Below are 18,102 nucleotides of genomic sequence, written 5' to 3'. Positions count from 1 at the left end.
GCCGGGCCGGTTGTACAAAGACAGTGGCGTGCGAGCAGGGGCGCCACAACCACAGGCGCAGGCATGCTGGCCACAAGCGCTGCAGCAGCTCATCGCCCACCTCCCATGCTGAAGCTGATGCTGCCGTGATCGGGATGATCCGGGTCGTTGTCGACCTGGGCGATCTCACTCGCTGCCAGATGCAGCACACCATCAGCTGGTACATCGCCTGACTCGCCGACCTCCATGCGTGTCAGTGTGCGCACTTCCACATGCGCCACACCCGTGATCGCCTGTGCCTGTGCCATCAAGGCGCTGAGGAAAACCGGCTCACCCAACTGCAATCGGTCGGGGTTGAAAAAGCCTGGCGTGCCATCGCTGCGTGAGCCTGCCGTAAAGCAGTCAACCAGCTGCGCCTGCACCTGCGCCGTGAGGAAGTCGGGCAGCACGCAGACGAACAATTCAATCAACAACGGCACATAGTTCGCACCCAACACAGCCACGTCGTGACCGATGCGCCGATAGCGATAGAGATCGCGCTTGATGCTGTGGGCAAGCGAGCGAGACAGGCTTTCGCGACCCAGCGGATCGACCACGACGTCTGCCTCGTAGTTGCTGCCGTTCCAGGCCATCGCACAAGCAGCGCCCTGCAGCTTCGGAGACTGTTCGGCGAACATCGCGTAGTCATCGGCAATGATGGCGCGCAGCGATCGTGCACTGAACGCACCGGGCGCGTAGAGCTTGACTTCTGCCAGCGTTTCCGCGGCGGTGCCGCCGCTCGCCGGTAATGGATTGCGCGCTTGCACGTCTGCCGGCGGCACGTCGGACTTCAGTGCAAGCCACACGATACTATCGCGTCCCACATTGCCGGCTGTGCCGTTACCCAGGCGCGACAAGGCTCGGAAGAAATCGCCAGCCTGTGGCTGTTGCCCTAGTACGCCATCGCCGAAGCGAAGATGGGCTGCTCCGTCATCGTCAATCTCCACCACGAACTGGCGATCGTTGGGGCCGCTTTCCAACAAATCCTGACACGACTGCCACAGGCACGATTCAGCGGGCGTGCTGTCAATCAGCACATCGGCCAACGCACCGCCGTACACCGTGAGCTGCGGCAGCGCAGCTCGCGGATCACGTGCGATCAATTTGCAAATCGGCGCCTGTGGCTGGCTCGGCAGAGGCTCAGCCCAGGTGAGCGGCGTGCCCGGCAACGCGTGACCAGTGTCATCAGGCGGATAGGTGACGTCCTGCACCGCGCCCTCGCATTGGCAGCAGCCGTAGTCCGTGGAGCCAGGCACAAGCCAGCAATCCTCGGCGAGCGCGTTGCAGCGCTGGCAGGCATCGGGCATGTCGGCGAGTGCGCTGGTCAGGCCCGGATAGACATCATTGCCAACATCATCGCTTCCGCTGGGCATGCAGATGGCGGCACAACTGCACTGACCCGACAGGTGATCGCCATGATCCACCAAGAGCACGTTGCCACGCGCAAGGCTCACGTCCTGCACCCACGAACAATCCGGCGATGGCATGCGCACCGATAGACACAGGTCGAACAACAGTGCATCGCAGGCGTCCCAGCTGATCTCCAGCAATAAGGTGCCATCGAGTGGGTCGACAAGTTCCACTACTTCGGTCAGGCGCACCGCTTGCCGATGGGTGGGGTCGGCATCGGCCGGATTTCCCGTGGCGGGGCCCAGCACTTCTTCGAAGATCAGGATGTCGCCCACCTGCAATTTCAATGCACGTTGCGGTGCGGCGACGGCGGCTTTGCTCGAAGCTGTCGGCGTGACTGGCACCGATGCGGTCGGCGCACCTATCGCTGCGATACCTACCGTGCCGGTTGGATCATTGGGATTGCTCGGTGTCGCCCCGGGCGGCGCGGAAGACGCGGGTGGTGTCGTTGGCGGATTCACCGTCGAAGTCGAAGGAGGAGGCGCTGGTGGTGCTGGCGATGGCGGAGTCGTCAACGGAGCATCGATCAACACGGCCTGCGTGCTTCCGCGCGGCAGACAGCACAACTCATCGCCCCAGGTGTAGAAGCGTATCGCGCTCTGTGCGGCAACAACGGTGATGGACGTGGCGCCTTCCAGCGGCATCGGCTCAAAGATCAGCGCGCCCTGCACTCGCGCGGCGGCAAGCTGGGAAGCATCGATAAAACCTGGCGTGACATTGAGCTGTGCCACTGGTGGCGCGAGCAACAGCAGATTGTCCAGTGCCAGCGTTGCCTCGCCCACGGCGAGTGACAGCGCCACCAGCGCACGCGCGTTGCAGCCCTCGTGCATGCGGTAATCGACCAACCGCGCATGTCGACGCACCGAAATGCGCCGACGCGCCGTGCCGAGATAAGCTTCGGTGGCAACCGCATCCTGGTAGTAGCTCAAGTAGTCGGCGGTATAAGCCAGCACTTCGACCAGTGCTACGCCGATGTCTGGCACATGCCGCTCCTGCCACGCCGGGAGATTCAGCGCCATGCGGTCGAAAAGCAGCTGGCGGAAGCTCGCATAGTCCTTGGCCAGATAGTTGATCTCGAGCAGCGGCTGCGGTGTCGGCACGCAGGGCGTGCTGGCCGCGCAATCGAGGTTCTTGCCGCAGTCAAGCCGGAAGCGCAACGTGGCGCAGGCATAACGTGGATCGAACCCCGCATAGGCGATCCAGCTGGCAGGGTCGTTGCCGGAGGACGCGTCAACGATGCACAGGCAATACGCTGTGTGATCGCCCTCGCGATCCAGCACGACGCGCAGACACACGTCGTCGTGCAGTTCGGGCTCGCGTTCTTCGTTGACGCTGAGCACACGCAAGCCGGTAATGCGGTCGCCGCCACTGACGCGCACGTTCGCGACCTGGATATCCGTGGGGATGTCGCCAAACAAATGCACACACAGCGTCACGCCGTCGTCGCCCACTTCCACGTAGTCGATGCCGTTGAGCGTACCGGTCGTGCGCAGCTTTTCGCGCCTTGCTTCATTGCTGCAAGCCGGCATCAGCGAGCAACCGATCCCACCCGGGTTAAGTGCCGCCGTGGAGTTGGTGGTCACAGCGCTCATGATGCACTCCGCGTAAACGTATCGCTGCGGGCGTCGCCGGTGGCGAGTACGACGTAACTGAGATCCACCTGCAGGGTGGAGTCGTCGGCGGTGACTTCCAGTGTGCCGATGCTGATCACATCGCTCAGATAACGCTGCAACGACGCCTGCATGTTGAATTGCAGTGCGGCAGCGAGCTCCGGGCTGTTTGCCGCGAACACCATCTGCAGCAGACCACTGCCAAAGTCCGGCCGGTTCACGCGCTCGCCGGGGCTGGTGAACAACAACTGCTCGATCATGTCGCGCACATGGTCGTCGTCATCGGTCGTCGCGGTGCGGCCGTGCAGGTCGAACGCGAACGGGAAGTCGATGTTGATCGCGGTAATCATCACGTCCTCACATCGCGGTGACGCGGGTTTGGCTGGCGACGATCAGCAACGGCGTGCCGGTGGGCACACATATCGCCTGGCTGTCGAACAGCAGTAAAGGTTGTCCGTTCGAGGTCACCCGTGTGGCGGCGGTGACGAATTGCGCGCTTACGCAGGGTCCATTCGCAGCGATCGGCGGCGGCAGCACGCAGCCGGCGATCAGCCACGGCCCCGATATCGCCACGGTCGGCTGACCGCTCACGGTGACCCGCGGATTGGGCATCGTGGCCTGCGCCTGCCCTGCATGTGCGCAAAGCACGCTGGCACCGACATGGATAATGAAACCCGGCATCATCGTCTCCTAGGTCACCACCAGCGCGCCGTTGTTGATGGTCACCGTCGGGCCAGCGAGCACGATGGTGGCGCCCTGACCATTGGAGATGGTGATGCCGATATCGTTGACGACGATCATCGCGCCGCTGGTGCTCTTCAGCATGATGCCGCCGGTGGGCCCGGGCACATCGCTGATAGCCAGGGTGTTTTGCAGACCGGTTTGCAACACGATGCTCGGGCTGGCCGGATTGCCGAGCAGCGCAAGCGAAGGCACTTCGGCGGCAATGCCCCAGAAACCGCCGCTCCAGATCGGATAATCCGGGTCACCCTGCTCGAACTCGATCCACACACCCGCGCCGATCTGCGGCACCACATACACACCACTCATCTTGCTCGCCACCGGCACGCACGGCATGGCCCAGCTCGACGGCAACAGGCCCGACACATCCGGCACCATCGCCTGGATGCGACCGAGCTGCATGGGATCCACGTTCTCGGTGACTGTGCCACGATATTTGCCGTAGAACTTGCTCATGGCGGCACCACCGGCACGGTCGAAATGAGGCCTTTGCGCGAAAGGTTGAAGCTCTGTTTGTACTCGCCCCGCTTGATCGTATGGCGCACCTCGCTCACGTAGTGCAGGCCGTCGAACGCCGGGCCAACTCCGCGCACGCCCACCAGCTGACGCGCCTTCAGTACCTGGCCATAGCGCGTGACATCGAGGGTGCCCTTGCCGGTAACCGTATCGGCAGATTTCGATGCCTCGGCCATGCCAAGCAACATCGCGCGTATCGGCGTGTACTTGGCCGTCTCCGGCAGCACGCGGAATTTCTGCGGCGGCGGGTCGATCAGGCCGAGCTGTGGATTGAGTGGACTGATATCCGGTATCGGCATCGGCAGCGGTATCTTGGTCTGCTCGTTCTGGATGTAGACGATCGGCAGGCTGCGCGCATTGCCGTCGTAGCTGAAGCTGAGGCTGTCGACATTGCTGGCCGCGTCCATGTCCGCGTTCAACGCTGGTTGCGGCACGCCCACCTTGATCTTCGGCCCCCAATAGGCCGTGCTCATGCCCGGTGCGGGGCCGGGATCGAGATAGAACACATAACCCACGCGCTCAGCCAGCGTACGCACATACTCCAGATCGCTGCCCTGCTGTGTGGGAATGCGATCCGTGGGAATCGGTACATCGATCGCGATGCTCGGAATCACCAGCGGCACGATGCCGAGGAAGGCATACTTCGCCACCAGCAGCGCGACGATGGCTTCCGCCGGCATCGCCGGATAAGGCAGACCAGGCAACCCGGAAAACTCCAGCTTCTGCATTACCGCAGTGAGATCGTCGCCGGTCACCTGCAGGTTGGTATGCCGTTGATCTGCGCCCGGAGTAATTTCGGTCTTGGTCACCACGCCATCGATCAGCACTTGCGGTGTGCCGTTCACCGTCACTACCACGATCACTCGCAATAGTGGGACAACGCTGCCACCGCTGAGCAGGAACAAAGTCTGCAGCGGCGATTGAACGCTCAGCGTGAAGTTGAGCGTGAACGCACCCGCTGCTTCGTCCGGCGTCACCACCTCGATCTGGGTCAACGCATCGAGCACCACTTGCGGCACCGGCACCGGCACCACAGGTCCGACCAGCAAGGTCAGGTGCACGCCTTTAAGCATGCGGCACCCCCGGAATGCCTTCGGGCAAGGTGATAGCCAGCTTGCGGCCAATCGTTGCGGTGAGTTCGTCGGGACACAGCGCGCGATTGGCATCGCACAGACGCCAGAACTGTTCGGGGTCGCCGAGATATTGCGCCGCGATATTATCCAGCCGCTCGTTCTGCACCACGCGGTGCCACTGCAACAGCGCGAAGCTCTCCGGCGCAGGCACGAAGCGTCGACACAGGTAAGTGACCGGTGTGCCGTCTGCGCGCACGAACGTGCCCGTCGGGGTCAAGGCATAGCGACTGGTGGCAGGGAAGTTGGCAGTCATCACGGCACTCCGGTAATCCCCAACGCGGACAGCGGCACCACCGGGCTGGCACCGGCAAGCCGCTCCTTCTGCTGCAGATAACTCATGAACAGGCTTGCCGCCTTGTGGCCGGTCGGTACGTCGTTTACCGACAGCACGCGCAACCCCAGGCTCACCTTCGCGCGAATCGGATTGAGCGATGTATCGAACGCTTCCTCGGTGATACTCAGCTCGGTCACGCGCACCGGCAGGATGCGCGTCTGGCTCCACACGAACAGTGCCAGCGGCGTTTCCATCGGGATGATTTCCAGCGTGCCGATCTGCGCGAGCGCGTCGTTCATATTCAATTGCGCACTGGTGGGATAGATCATCGTCTCCAGCGTGGCGAGCTGGGCGAAGATGCCCGACTGCGTCGTCACCGTGTTCTGATCCGGAAACTCCAGCTGGTCGGTAGCATCGATTTCCGCTTCCAGCTTGATCGTCTCCACCGGAGGCCCCTTCAGACGCAGCACTTCGGAGCGATCGCCGCCATCCGCGCTGATCGCCTGTACCGCCAGCGAGCGCGTGAGCGAATCAGGGTTGTATTGCAGCGCGATCACCCGCAGCACGGCGGCGCTGTCCGGGTCGATCAGCACCAACCCTGCTTTGAGAATGCGCGGCGAGCCGGGGAAGCTACTCATGGCTTCTTTGCTCCAGGGGTTGCTGATGGGCTCCCGCTCCCACTTCCGCTGCCCTGCCCACCGGCCGGCGTCGTGCTGCCAGGCGGCGTGGTGGCAATGTCAGCCTTGGTGACGTCGACGATGGTGACGTCATGTCCTCCATACGTGCCCTTGCGAAACTGCCGGGTAATGCTGTGCGAACCAATCACCACGCCATCGAAAGCGTAGTCCTGGCGGCACACCGACTGGCACGAGCTGAGGTTCTTCGGGTTGCGCGTGGCATCGTGCAGAAAGCTCACACTTTCGGACTGCGAGGTGTGCACATCGTAGAAATGACTGGACAAAGCCGGCTGCACAGGGCGCACGCCACGACCGCGCATTTGCGCACCGATAGGGAAGTGCGAATGACCGTTGCATGGGCCAGGCCTGGTCAAGGTATCGGGACAGCTGGACGAGGTTTGCGAGAGGGACTCCACCACTTCTTTGCCGTCCCATGCCGTGCTGTTGGGCAGCACCTGCATGCGCGCGATGATGCCCATGCCGGACAGAAAGCCCGCTTTCAACGCATCTGCGGTGAAGTCTGTGGTGGCATCGACGTGAGTGCCGGTCGGGCGCAGCGCCGGTGGTGGTGTGCCCGCAGCCTTTCCACCCTGCGGCGGCGCGTTGACCGACTCCAGGCCTTCATCGTCGTCGTTACCGTCAAGGTTGTCGTGTGCGCCGTTGACCGGAAGACGTGCGAAGTCCTGTGCGACCGGTGCCGACATGGCATGGATACTGCCATCGCTTTCGAGCATGAATCTGGCTCGTTGCGGCGCCGTCATCGGTACCACTGCGCGAGTTTGCTCACGGCATCTGGGACAGCTCGCACCATGCGCACCGCAGCCGCACTTGCGCTTCAGCGCGACCGCTGGCGCAGGCAGGGCCCGTGCAGGCGATGACCGCTCTTGTGCGAATGCGCTCATGGCACGTGCCCAAAACCGAGCAGCTGCTCCATGCGGCTCAGCACATAAGAAAAGCCCTGAACACGAGGACTGCGATTGCCCTCGATGGTATAGAGCATGCCGTCCTGCACACAATGCACAAGACCAACGTGACCCAGCCAGCCCTGCAGGCTCACCCGCCACCACACCACGATGTCACCCGGTTGCGGCACGTAGCCGCTGCCCGGCGCGGACGACCAACCCTTCTGCTTGAATTCCGCCAGCATGTCGCGCGCACCGGGCACATAGGCAAACGGCATGGCCGACTTGTTGCCGCCGCTTGCCTGCAGGAAGCACCAACTGACGAAGCTGGCGCACCATGCGTTACCTTGGGCCACACCGGCGGGCGCAAGATACTTGCTGACGAACGGACCGCAGTTGTCGCCGCCGACCTCGCACGCCCCCGCCTTCAGTTCACCGATCGCTGCCGCAAGTGCTGCGCGTCCGATGGTGCTGCCACCGCTTGTCGGCATCGTGGCGTAGTCGACTGCCGTCGGTGTGTCGATGGAGGGCTTCGGGTTTTGCAGGCTCCACCACGTCAACGGACCGACCGCGCCATCAACAACCAAAGGCTGACCATGCTGGTCGAGGTTCTGCGTCTGGAACGCACGTACCGCCTGCCACGTCTTCGTGTCGAACGTGCCATTCACGTTGGCCTGATAGCCGCGTTGCACCAGCAACTGTTGCAGCTGGTCAACCTGCTGACCTTGATCGCCCTTGCGCAAGGTATCCATGCTCAGTGCTCCGGTGATTGCTGGGTGTTGTTGGCTTGAACCGCATGCAGAAGCGCGGGATTGACCAGGAGCTGCGGGTTCATCTTCATTGCCGCCTCGACGTTGGTTTGCGCGTTGTGCGGTTCGTCCAACACGACATACGCCTTGGCCAGCGCGATATGCGACTCCGCCAGCAGTGGCGTACTCGTGTCCTGCAACTGTTTGGCGATAAGTGAAACCACAGATCAACATCAGGCACTCATAACCGAGCAGACCGTCGAAGATGCTGTTGATGATGTTCATGACTTGCTCACTGGAAACGCGGCCTCTATCAGTGTTTTCAATCGCATGTTCATCTTCTCGATCCTTCACTCACTGCTTGAATCAAATATTTCGACTCGAATCCTATTCCCCGACAAAGGCACTCCATGTTTCATTTCATGGTGGGTGGCCAACGCGACGGATCGAGATAAGCGTTGCCTTCGGAATAGAACGCCGGCGGGGCTGTTCCACGCCCACCCAATAATTCCCAGGCCTGTTGATGGTGGTCGTGGTCCACCGAATATCTGGCCCGCGAACCAAGCCGGGCGACGACCTCGGGACTGGCGGCCTGAGGTGGATCCTTCGGCATCATCCGGCCCCCACGTCGCTGCGCCGGCGCCATCGGCTGTTTGGATTCGTCCGATGCGGCACCCGTCTGGACACCGCCCTTTGGCTTTTCCGGCACCGAAGCTTTGCCCGTATCGGCGGTTCCAACTCCGGGATCGGGCGGGCGTTTGGCCGGTGGGGTAACTGCGTCAGGTTGAGCACCTGGACCGCTTTTCCACGGTGGCGCCGAAGCTCCGGGCCGAAGCTTGATCCCGATGTAAGGCCGCGACGTGGAGAGCCACTGCTCGACGTCCACTACGATGCGATCGCCGATACGGTACGCCATAGGCGGTCGTGCCGAGCCACCACCATTTTCCCGCCACACCTGCTGGTGATATCTGGAACTGGAATGGGTCGAAATCGTGGACGGATCGCGCTCGTAGGCGGCGACAACTTCCGCTTCGCTCACCGACGCCGGCGCCTTGCCCGCGACTGGTGTGGCTGTAGGCCGGCTCGCGCTGGTGTTGACCGGCGGTGGCGGTGGTGAAGCCTTCAATGTTTCGGCCGGTGGTCGCCCAGGCGGCGGCGGTGGGGGTGGCGAGGCCTTCTTGGTCGATGACAGGTCACCCGATTCGACCGGCTCCGACGGCGACATTTCCACCGGACCGGCCGGAGGCTCCACGGGTCCGACGGCGATGGGCCCACTCGGACCGCCGGGTAGTGCTGCCGTTTCGGCAAATACGGCGACCCGGGCCATCCCGCGATTCAATGCCTCGTCGCGACTCATGCCACTTTCCATATCGTGGTGAAACTGCTCCATGTTGCTGGCGCAGGGGTTCGTATGCCGGCAGATGAAACCTACGGCGGCATGGAACCGTGACTCCTCTTCCGGCTGATTGTGGGTCATGCCCCAAAGATAATCGTCGTAGGTCCGTTTGGCCTCCTTGTCGGCATTGATCGGCGCCTCCAGCTTGTCGACGTAGGCGTTGCGGATGAAATCCTCGGTCTTTGGATCCCACGAAATATCCAGCTCAGCCATCTCCTTGCGGAACTCGGCGTCGCCCAACGCACGCTTCAGCCGTGTTCCGCTGAGATTTCCGTGCTTTTCGAAGAACTGCGACCGGCGCGCCTGCTTTTCGGCAAGGTCCATGGCCTTTTCCAGAAACACCATTCGCGATTGAGCGTCGTTCAACAGCTTTTGTGCATCCTCGTCCGAAAATCCTCCCGGCGAAAATTGCGACGGCTTTTTCTTGGCGGTAGCGGGCGGGTCGGACGCTGCATCGTCCGCCTTATCCTCCGCGTCCATCTCGGCGAGTGCTGTGTTCGCTTCGGCGACAGCCTTGGCCCGCTCCGCGGCCGCATCCGGTTGGCGCGACACCCGCAGCGCGCCCGTCGAAAATCTCCCCGAGACCGCCCTGCCATCAGCAAGCTCGCGGCCCGCGACCTCGGCGCCTTCTTCCAGCGAACGCTCGCCGCAGTTCAGCGACAGGCCGCCGCTGGACTGACGCTGCTGGAGGGTGTGCGCAAGTTCATGCCCCAGCAGCCCACGTCCGTCACGACTGCCCGGCGCGAATTGATTGGCGCCGAACACGATGTTGCTTCCCACCGTGTATGCCAGCGCCTGCACCGCCCGTGCAGACTGCGCCGCCCTGGCATCGACGTGGACCCGGACGCTACTGAAATTGTGCCCAAAGCGCGGCTCAAAAAACGCGCGAGTTTCGGCATCAAGCGCCTGTCCACTCGAACGCAGCACCTCGTGAACGATGGAGGGGACCGGCGTCGGTACGTCGTGATTGACAGCCGCACGTCGTTGCAACCTGGCCTGCCCGTCTTGACACGCCTGGCAGGTGCTTCCTGCTGGCGTGTGATTGCCGCAGGCACACTTGCGCATCATGCCCCGCGGCAGATCTGTGCTTTTTTCGGTTGCGCGCGCGACACTGCGCTGCATCGCTGTCCCAGCCACATGCGATGCGACCCGTGCATGAGCGTACCTGGAGACTTCAAGGCTCATCCGCAACTCCGCCATAACGCCGCCAATCGCGATCACCGAAGCAGGAATAAGGCCTGCCCCACCAGCCGATCGGGTTGATCAGTTGTATTTGCATACGCTTGCCGTCTTCGGCTGGTTGGCCGGCTCACCCAGTGGGCAGTCGGAGTGTTCGGCTGGCTTTTCCTGAGCCGGCCCAAAACTGTCCTCGCCTTCCGCATGGCGCGCATAGGGTTTGCACGCGTCATCGCTCATGGGAGTGAACGATCCCTCGGTGGTGTGCTGCTCCGTGCCCGCTTCCTTGTGCTTGCTGCTGATCTCGACCGTCGCATAGCGCAGGTATCCAAAGATGCCTTCCCACGGCCGGCGTCCCCTGCCGCGGTTCTTGCGGAATTCTTCGATGGCCGCCAGCAGCTTGGGCGCCGCCGGCGAGCTGGCGTCCACCCCGAACAGCTTCAGCCGATCTGCCGGGTCGGTCACACGGTCGAGCAAGCCAAGGAACTGATCGGCTAGCTTGGTGTTCGGGATGTCGCTGCCGATCAGGAACTGCGTGACGTCTTCTGCATCGCCGAAACCCACGCTGAGCATCGCGTCGGCCAGGGCGCTTCCCGGCGTAATTGCTGGCACACGTCCCAGCAGTTCACCGCCAGCAATGGGTGCCGGCAACGAAACACCCGACCCGAGCCGCTTCGCCAGTAGGTCGCGTAGGCGCTGCGCGCGTGCCAGTGAAAGTTTCTGATTGGGTTCGGGCTTCTCGCGATTGTCCTCGGGCGAGGCGTAGCCAGTAATCGAACTGATCTGACTGCCCGCCGCGACCTGTTGCGCAGCCAGGTCAAGCGTTTGCTTCGACTCATTTTTGAGCTGCGCATCCGTCGTGTCATCAGCTTTGTCGAGACTGAAGTAGTACCGCAGGCGACCACGCTGCTCGACGTCGTAGCTGGTGGGCGTCTCGTAGGGGCGCGGCGGAATGTCCTCATAGCACTGATAGAACAGCGGACACTTGCATGAGCGGCACGTCTGGTTGCTCACGTTTTGGCCAGGAAGATTTCCACCCACGACAGGCGTGATGGTGTATGGGCCACCCGGTGTGTCGGTGACCTTGACGCCGATCTTCGTCCCGCCAGGCGTCTCGTAGCCGACATCCCCTTCGATGTTCCACTTTCCCGACTGGGTTCCCTTCAGGGCATCGCCACCGACCCCCACCTGTCCTCCGCCAGGCAGTTTGACCCGGCCCTCGACTCCGGGGCCGACCTGCGGCTCCGTCCCGGTGTTCTGCGCTTTACCATGAACATCGACATTCACACGGTTTGCGACATTGAGGTCCACGCCGACTTTCACCGTACCCTTCGTGGCGGTTCGGGGAACAATGTCGCCAAAGACACCCACGGTAACGTCGCCATCGCAGAGCTCGAGCGTTCCACCCGGATTGGGTTTCAGGTGCCCCGATGCCTTTGGACGTAGCTCGTTGTGTCCGGCGCAGGCGCACAGGTAGCGCACGACGTGGATCTTGACCTCGTCGTCCCCGCGCTTTCCGCCGTCGACGGTTGCTGCCCTTCCCTGACCGCCTCGCTGCTGCGGTGAAGTGAAATCAGGCTCGGCTTTGGCGTCGTCGCTGTCGGTGCCGACGGGCTTGTCGACCAGCGTTGGCCCCGGCGCTCTTTGCAGGACAGGAGCAGGCGCGACATGGACCGCGGGGGCGACGTCACCTGCAACGACGCGGTCAGCGACGCGATCCGCCTCGATCTCGGCGGCCGTGTCCACTGCGCCCACGACAAGACGGGGATTCAACGATATCGGGGATGTACGTTGCTGGATGGAATGCGTCAATTCGTGGGCCAGCAAGTGCTGGCCTACCGCGGAATGCGGGGCATGCTGTCCCTCGGCGAAGACAATGTGTTGCCCCACGGTGTAGGCGAACGCACCGACCGCCCTTGCGGAGTTCGCTGCGCTGCTATCGGAATGCACGCGTACCCCGGAGAAATCATGGCCAAATCGAGGCTCCATGTACTGCCGGACAACAGGGTCGAGTGGCGTGCCAGTTGAACGCAACACATCCATCACGGAGTCTGGTACTGGCCCATCAAAAGAGCTGCCAGACTCCGCCCTGCGCTGCAAAGCATGCTTCTTCTTGCCGCATTCGCTGCACGTTTCACCGCCGGATGTATGCCGGCCACAGCTACATTTTCGCTGCAACACAAAGGCAGCTGCCGGAACGCTTGGAACAGCGGCGACGCTGGCGCTGCGCTCAGTCATGACCGCCTCGTTGCATGTCCTGCCGACGCGCAATTGTCGTAGCGGGGGTGCTGAGACCATGCTTCACGGCCGCCGCGATCCGCGGGCCAAGACGTCCCTGTCGACGACTGGCCGAAGGCAACGATGCTGGCGGGAGAGTATCAACCGCACCTAGACGCCGCAGCATGTCGATGGAGTCGGGCTGCGCCAGCAGTAGGGTCAACTCGCGCTCAAGACCGCTGCGCACGGTGCCAGCGAGCTCGCCACCGAGCAACGCCTCGTCCAGCACCAACCGCTCGATGTGCAGCACAATGCTCATGCCTTGCCTCCAGCGCTTTCGAGCCAGCGGAAGTCGGCTTCGTTGACCGGCTTGTCGAGCTTGCGCAGTTCGCCGCGCGCGGCATCCAGCACGAGCGGCATGCTGATCTGCACGCCACGCTGCGCTGCCGTAAAGGCCGCGTTGAGGGCGATACCCTGGATGCTGCCGCCGGTCAGCGGGAGCTTGGCGAGGCGGTCCACATCCAGCACCGTCGTCGCCGCTTTGGCCGGAAATACCGATGCCCACATGGCTTTGCGCTCGGGCAAGCCGGGGAACGGGAAGTTGACTACGAAACGGATGCGCCGCAGGAATGCGGTGTCGAGCGCACTCTTCATGTTCGTCGCGAGAATGGCCAGGCCGTGGAATGATTCCAGCCGCTGCAACAGATAGTTCACTTCGATATTCGCGTAGCGGTCGTGACTGTCTTTGACTTCGCTGCGGCGGCCGAACAATGCATCGGCCTCATCGAAGAACAGGATTGTGCCGCCCTCCTCTGCCGCATCGAACAGCTTGCGCAGGTTTTTTTCCGTTTCGCCGATGTACTTGCTCACCACCGCAGAAAGGTCGATGCGATAGAGCGACAAACCCAATGCCTTCGCGATGACTTCCGCTGCCATGGTTTTGCCTGTGCCACTCTCGCCTGCGAACAACGCACTGATCGACAGGCCGCGATTCATACGCTCGCGGAAGCCCCAGTCGTCGTATACCGTGCTGCGCTGGTCAACTTGATCGGCGATCTGGTGCAGCAGGTTCGTTTCGTCGTCTGGCAGCTTGATGTCTTCCCAGCTCGCCTTGGGTTCGATGCGTTGAGCGAGTTGGTCCAGCGCCGGTCGCGTGCGTGCCAGCGCGCCTTCCCAAAGTGCATGGCCGAGCGTGTCGGCCTTTTGTTCCGCTGTGCCGAGTGCACTATGCGCGATCTGTTCGATCTTGCCGAGATTGAAATCAAAGTGTCCGGCGAGCTGTTGCGGATGATCACCCGCGCCTTCACCGAGCAGTCGCTGCCAGATCGTGCGCTGCTCGACCGCCGTGGGCTTGGCCACGTCGGTGCAAAGGGTGTTCGTCGCCGTGCCGCCCCATGGTTCGCGCGTGTCGACGAAAGTGAGCCCGCCGGTGCGGGCGAGAAAGCGCTTGGCCAGCGCGGTCCCGGCATCGCCGCGATCGAGATCGGTCGCGTCCATGTAGAGTGCAATCGGCAGCAACTGGCTCTCGCGTTGCCACAGGCGGATCAGTGTTTCCTGTTCTGCGATCGCGCTCGGCAAAAGCTCGGCCGAAAGCTTGTACGCCTGTGCTCCGAATGCGCTCGCCACCGCGAATGCGACGGCCTGCTTGCTGATGCTGTCAGTGCCGATCAGCTGCACTGCCGGTAGCGGTTCGCCCATGGGCACGTGGCGCAGGCTATCGATGATTCGATCGGCCACGGCCTGTTGTGAAGGCGGGAGCCCCGCCGCACTTAGAACGGTGAGCAGCGGTGTGAGCCGATCATCCAGATAGTTCATGCCTTTGACGAAGTTCACCACGCGTTCGTCAGCACTGAGCGCAGCACCACTCAAAGGTTGTGGGCCAGGCTGGTGAATATCGAGCAGGCGCCAGTAGCGCAGCGGGCGCTCTGGCGACAGCGCATCCCAGCTCGGCCGATCAAGCACGGCAAAGGCCAGCGCGAAGGTCGGCCATGGCTTGCTCGGATCGTGCTGCGCTTGTGCGCACAGCGTGGGCATGCGGGTATCCAGCTCCATGCAGATACACAGCAACAGCACGTCGCGCTCGAAATCGGAGAGACCAAGGCGCTGGGCAAGTAATACGAGTGCGGGAGTGAATGCCGTCGGTGGCGATGGCGCCGCAGGTGATGACGGCGAGGGCTTTGTATCGGATGTCGCAGCGCTGGTCCCAGCGCTGCCGGGTGCCGCCACTTCGAGGGCGATCGAGAGCTGTGCGGGTTGCGCGGTCTCGACAGGTGGTGCTGGCGGTGCCGACGCTTTTTGCGTGGCATGCTCGCCGAACATCCACATCAGCCATGACGCGTGCTTCACGTTGCCGCTTGGTACGGAAGGCGGCGCATTGACGACGGGCGCCGTCGCTGCGGCATTCGCCGCTGCGGTGTTTTGAGCGGTGACCGGCGGCACCTCGGTGCCCTGCTGTGCGGCCAGGCGTTGCAAGCGCGCACGCATGTCCGCCAGCGCGTCAGCCAGGTATTGATCGTTGGCGGCCTGCCACTGCGTTTGATCGCTCATGACACGACCACCTGCTGGTTGCTGGCGAACACCGGCGTGTTGCCGCTGAAATCGACCGGGATGCTGTCGGCGCCATCGACGCGCAAACGCACGGTGTAAGTACCCTTTGCGACATTCGGTATCTGGAACACGAGTGCCGTCGGCTGATGCGTATCAGCCGGGTTGGTGATGCTCTGCGGTGTCACCAGCTGATCGCCAAACAGCAGGAATACGCGCTGGCCGTCGCGAATGCGTGGCGTACTGGTGATGTTCAAGTTGAGCGTTCCCACCGCAGCGGTAAGCGGGCTCACTGTGATGACGGGCGCGAGCGCCAGCGGCAACTCGTTGCTGAGAAGTGCCGGCAGGCCGGTTTGCTGCTGCAGCAGCGCGATGGTGTAAATGCCGGGAGCCCAGCGCGATGGTGCATCAGGGTCAGTGCTGCTGTCGGCCAGATGCACCGTCAAGGTGCCTGTTGCAGCACCCGCCGTGGGCGCGATGTCGATCGGCGCATCCAGCCGCAGACTGCTGAAGCGCGCAAGCATGTTTGCGGCAGCAAGCTGACTACCGCTGAGCACGATGTCATCACCCAGCCGCGCCGCGGATTGCGAGTGCGGCAGGCTGAGTGAATCAAGCACCGGTGCAGCGGAAGCAATGATGATCGTGCCTTGATCCTGCGAACCACGCTTGAGCACGGGCAGGTTCGCACGTGCTGCAGCCTGGCTGTCGATCAGCACCACGGTGGCCTCGTACGCTGAAGACACGCGATAGTTGGTTTGAAACGCCGTCCACAGCTTGGAGAGTTCGTCCACGTTTTGCGGTAATGGGGTGAGCCGGATACGTTCGATCTGGGTGGCCAGATCATTGTTCGGCAGGGCGTTGCGAATGTCGTTGCTGTCCAGCACCGAACGATCGTGCAGCGTGCTCATCGCAGCGGCGAGCACCCGGTGACTCAGCGCGTCGGTATCCGTGTCGCCGCGACCGTAGGCAGTGATCAGATAGTGCAGGTTGAGAGCCAATGCCGGCGTCGCGGTCTCGCCGGAGCGCGTGCGTCCCGGCATGTCCATATTGCGCCAGGCGGCGTTATAGATGACCTGGTACAGGTACAGGTTGAGTTGCGCCTTGCTGATGCCTTTGCGGGCGATGTCGAGCGGCTGCAGCGTCACCTCCAGATCGCTGAGGTTACTGTCGAGCACCGGCATCTGCGCCAGCAGAAGGTTGCGCAGCGTGCAGGTCGCGGCGGCAATGGCAAGCGTGTTGCTCATGGCACCGCCTTGCCGCGCTCACGCAGATAGTCATCCAAGCTGCTGGGACGTGGTGCATCGTTGCGACGGGTCGGCGTCGTCGCGTTGTTCGGAGCCGCGCGTACTTCCAGGCGTCCAATGCTTACGTGAACAATGGGTTCGCTTTGTTCGGCTCGATGCTGGGTCGGTCCGACGGAGCGCAAGTGCATCGCTTCAGCGGCGCGCGCGGGCAAGTCGCCCAGGTTCTTTGTCGAAACGAAAACGGGCTTGGCCGGTGGCAGCAGGACGCCGGTGTCTGCGGGACGTGCCATGGCCGAAGCAGTCAGCGATTCACGAGCCACGCGAGACACGCGTGGTTGCACCGGTTCGCGTGGCGTGGCATTGAGGCGCGTGCGCTCCGTCGTCGTGGGCTGTGCCGTTCTGTCGACCGCAATGTCGGGCGAAGACGACGTTGTTTCGATGGCAGCCTGCGGCGCGACGCTGGACGTCGGTCGCTGCTTTGCATCGGGCTGCGATGGCTCGTGCTTGCGCGCAGCTTCATTCAACTGCGGCTCCGGCGCTGTCGGGCTGCGTTCGATGGCAGCGCCACGAAGGCCCGCTTCCGCCGCGTCCTGGGTCGCTCGCGCATTCCTTTGCTCCTCGAACGCACTCGTCTCAAACGTTGCCGGCATGATCGGGGCCGCCTGCGGCTCGAACAGCGACGGCAGCCGTGGCGCCAGCATCGCCTCGTTGCCAATCGCCTTCGCTGTGACGCGGTCGAGAAAGTCGTTCACGACACACATTGCTCAAGGTAGGCCTGTCGGCGTCGCGGGCTCAACGCCAGGATGTCGGCTTCAGACCAGTGGTAGACGCGCGCCAGCAGATCCACATCGCGCAGCGTGCGCAGCGCCCAGGCATGCAGCTCCTGCCACAGGAAGTGTGCGATATCGAACATGGGCTCCCAGCGATGCGAACAATCTGGACACGTGAAAGCGAGCTGCACATCGGCTTGCGGATCGGCAGCGGCCATCGCCAGAGCGATCTGCGCCTGCAGTTCGATGGGGAACGGTGTGCCCTGCCCGTTGCCGGATGGTCGAGATTCGATCTCGACGACGCAGCGCTTGAGCAGCATCTCGCGCGCCTGCAACGCATCCTTGCATCCTTCCAACGCCAGCAGGTCAGTACTGTCGGGTAGACGGAAGCGCACGACGCTGGACCGATCGTCCGATGCAAGTTCGAGCAAGGGCATCGCCTCGCTGATTTCCTGCACAGCAAGCAGATCACCGCAGTCGAACGCCGCCTCGACCATGGCCTGGCACTGCGGGCACCACGCGACAGTCTGCATCTGTGTGCCGAATAGCTGCGCACGCAGCCTCAGGAGCAACCTGTCGCGCTGGCCGAGTGGCAGCTTCGCCAACACTTCCGGCTGGCACTCATCGCAACTGATGCCGAGCAGCCACAGGCAGCTCGCGGCAGCGGAGCGTTCGGCGCCGCGCTCCCAAACCTGCAACAACTGCGAGGCCGTGGGCGTGTGCAT

The 18,102-nt window shown here is 62.9% G+C and carries 17 protein-coding genes; all 17 read right to left on the bottom strand.

What is annotated here, in order from left to right:
* Nucleotides 1-89: 89 nt before the first annotated feature.
* Nucleotides 90-3,020, bottom strand: a complete 2,931-nt coding sequence (locus HDE77_RS20510; RefSeq protein WP_255482652.1) for a putative baseplate assembly protein — start codon at nucleotides 3,018-3,020, stop codon at nucleotides 90-92.
* Nucleotides 3,017-3,388 carry a GPW/gp25 family protein gene (locus HDE77_RS10605; RefSeq protein WP_221444225.1) on the bottom strand — a complete coding sequence of 124 codons (372 nt, stop codon included), beginning with the start codon at nucleotides 3,386-3,388 and terminating at the stop codon, nucleotides 3,017-3,019. The genes HDE77_RS20510 and HDE77_RS10605 overlap by 4 nt, the downstream gene beginning before the upstream one ends.
* A gap of 7 nt (nucleotides 3,389-3,395) precedes the next feature.
* Nucleotides 3,396-3,719 carry a hypothetical protein gene (locus tag HDE77_RS10600; protein ID WP_184417303.1) on the bottom strand — a complete coding sequence of 108 codons (324 nt, stop codon included), beginning with the start codon at nucleotides 3,717-3,719 and terminating at the stop codon, nucleotides 3,396-3,398.
* A 9-nt stretch (nucleotides 3,720-3,728) separates the two neighbouring features.
* Nucleotides 3,729-4,235, bottom strand: a complete 507-nt coding sequence (locus HDE77_RS10595; protein WP_184417302.1) for a phage baseplate assembly protein V — start codon at nucleotides 4,233-4,235, stop codon at nucleotides 3,729-3,731.
* Entirely contained in the window at nucleotides 4,232-5,368 is a 1,137-nt protein-coding gene (locus tag HDE77_RS10590; RefSeq protein ID WP_184417301.1) for a hypothetical protein, read from the bottom strand. The genes HDE77_RS10595 and HDE77_RS10590 overlap by 4 nt, the downstream gene beginning before the upstream one ends.
* Nucleotides 5,361-5,681 carry a LysM domain-containing protein gene (locus HDE77_RS10585; protein ID WP_184417300.1) on the bottom strand — a complete coding sequence of 107 codons (321 nt, stop codon included), beginning with the start codon at nucleotides 5,679-5,681 and terminating at the stop codon, nucleotides 5,361-5,363. The genes HDE77_RS10590 and HDE77_RS10585 overlap by 8 nt, the downstream gene beginning before the upstream one ends.
* Entirely contained in the window at nucleotides 5,681-6,340 is a 660-nt protein-coding gene (locus HDE77_RS10580; RefSeq protein ID WP_184417299.1) for a hypothetical protein, read from the bottom strand. Before HDE77_RS10580 ends, HDE77_RS10585 begins: the two co-directional genes overlap by 1 nt.
* Complete coding sequence (locus HDE77_RS10575) at nucleotides 6,337-7,113, bottom strand: hypothetical protein (protein WP_184417298.1); 777 nt, start codon at nucleotides 7,111-7,113, stop codon at nucleotides 6,337-6,339. Before HDE77_RS10575 ends, HDE77_RS10580 begins: the two co-directional genes overlap by 4 nt.
* A gap of 164 nt (nucleotides 7,114-7,277) precedes the next feature.
* A complete protein-coding gene (locus HDE77_RS10570; RefSeq protein WP_184417297.1) occupies nucleotides 7,278-8,033 on the bottom strand; it encodes a CHAP domain-containing protein in 756 nt (251 codons plus the stop codon).
* Nucleotides 8,034-8,035: 2 nt separating this feature from the next.
* A complete protein-coding gene (locus tag HDE77_RS10565; RefSeq protein ID WP_184417296.1) occupies nucleotides 8,036-8,254 on the bottom strand; it encodes a hypothetical protein in 219 nt (72 codons plus the stop codon).
* A gap of 191 nt (nucleotides 8,255-8,445) precedes the next feature.
* On the bottom strand, nucleotides 8,446-10,416 hold the full coding sequence (locus HDE77_RS10560; RefSeq protein WP_255482651.1) for a DUF4157 domain-containing protein: 1,971 nt from the start codon (nucleotides 10,414-10,416) through the stop codon (nucleotides 8,446-8,448).
* Nucleotides 10,417-10,689: 273 nt separating this feature from the next.
* Complete coding sequence (locus HDE77_RS10555) at nucleotides 10,690-12,645, bottom strand: DUF4157 domain-containing protein (protein ID WP_255482650.1); 1,956 nt, start codon at nucleotides 12,643-12,645, stop codon at nucleotides 10,690-10,692.
* A 187-nt stretch (nucleotides 12,646-12,832) separates the two neighbouring features.
* On the bottom strand, nucleotides 12,833-13,138 hold the full coding sequence (locus HDE77_RS10550) for a hypothetical protein (RefSeq protein WP_184417294.1): 306 nt from the start codon (nucleotides 13,136-13,138) through the stop codon (nucleotides 12,833-12,835).
* Nucleotides 13,135-15,366 carry an ATP-binding protein gene (locus tag HDE77_RS10545; RefSeq protein WP_184417293.1) on the bottom strand — a complete coding sequence of 744 codons (2,232 nt, stop codon included), beginning with the start codon at nucleotides 15,364-15,366 and terminating at the stop codon, nucleotides 13,135-13,137. The genes HDE77_RS10550 and HDE77_RS10545 overlap by 4 nt, the downstream gene beginning before the upstream one ends.
* Nucleotides 15,363-16,607 carry a DUF4255 domain-containing protein gene (locus HDE77_RS10540; RefSeq protein ID WP_184417292.1) on the bottom strand — a complete coding sequence of 415 codons (1,245 nt, stop codon included), beginning with the start codon at nucleotides 16,605-16,607 and terminating at the stop codon, nucleotides 15,363-15,365. The genes HDE77_RS10545 and HDE77_RS10540 overlap by 4 nt, the downstream gene beginning before the upstream one ends.
* Nucleotides 16,604-17,359: a hypothetical protein gene (locus tag HDE77_RS10535; protein WP_184417291.1), complete on the bottom strand. Its 756-nt coding sequence runs from the start codon at nucleotides 17,357-17,359 to the stop codon at nucleotides 16,604-16,606. The genes HDE77_RS10540 and HDE77_RS10535 overlap by 4 nt, the downstream gene beginning before the upstream one ends.
* Nucleotides 17,356-18,102, bottom strand: a complete 747-nt coding sequence (locus HDE77_RS10530; protein WP_184417290.1) for a hypothetical protein — start codon at nucleotides 18,100-18,102, stop codon at nucleotides 17,356-17,358. The genes HDE77_RS10535 and HDE77_RS10530 overlap by 4 nt, the downstream gene beginning before the upstream one ends.

The organism is Rhodanobacter sp. MP7CTX1, from assembly GCF_014205795.1.
In the GTDB taxonomy this organism is placed as follows: domain Bacteria; phylum Pseudomonadota; class Gammaproteobacteria; order Xanthomonadales; family Rhodanobacteraceae; genus Rhodanobacter.
This window is presented reverse-complemented; position numbering and strand designations above follow the sequence as displayed.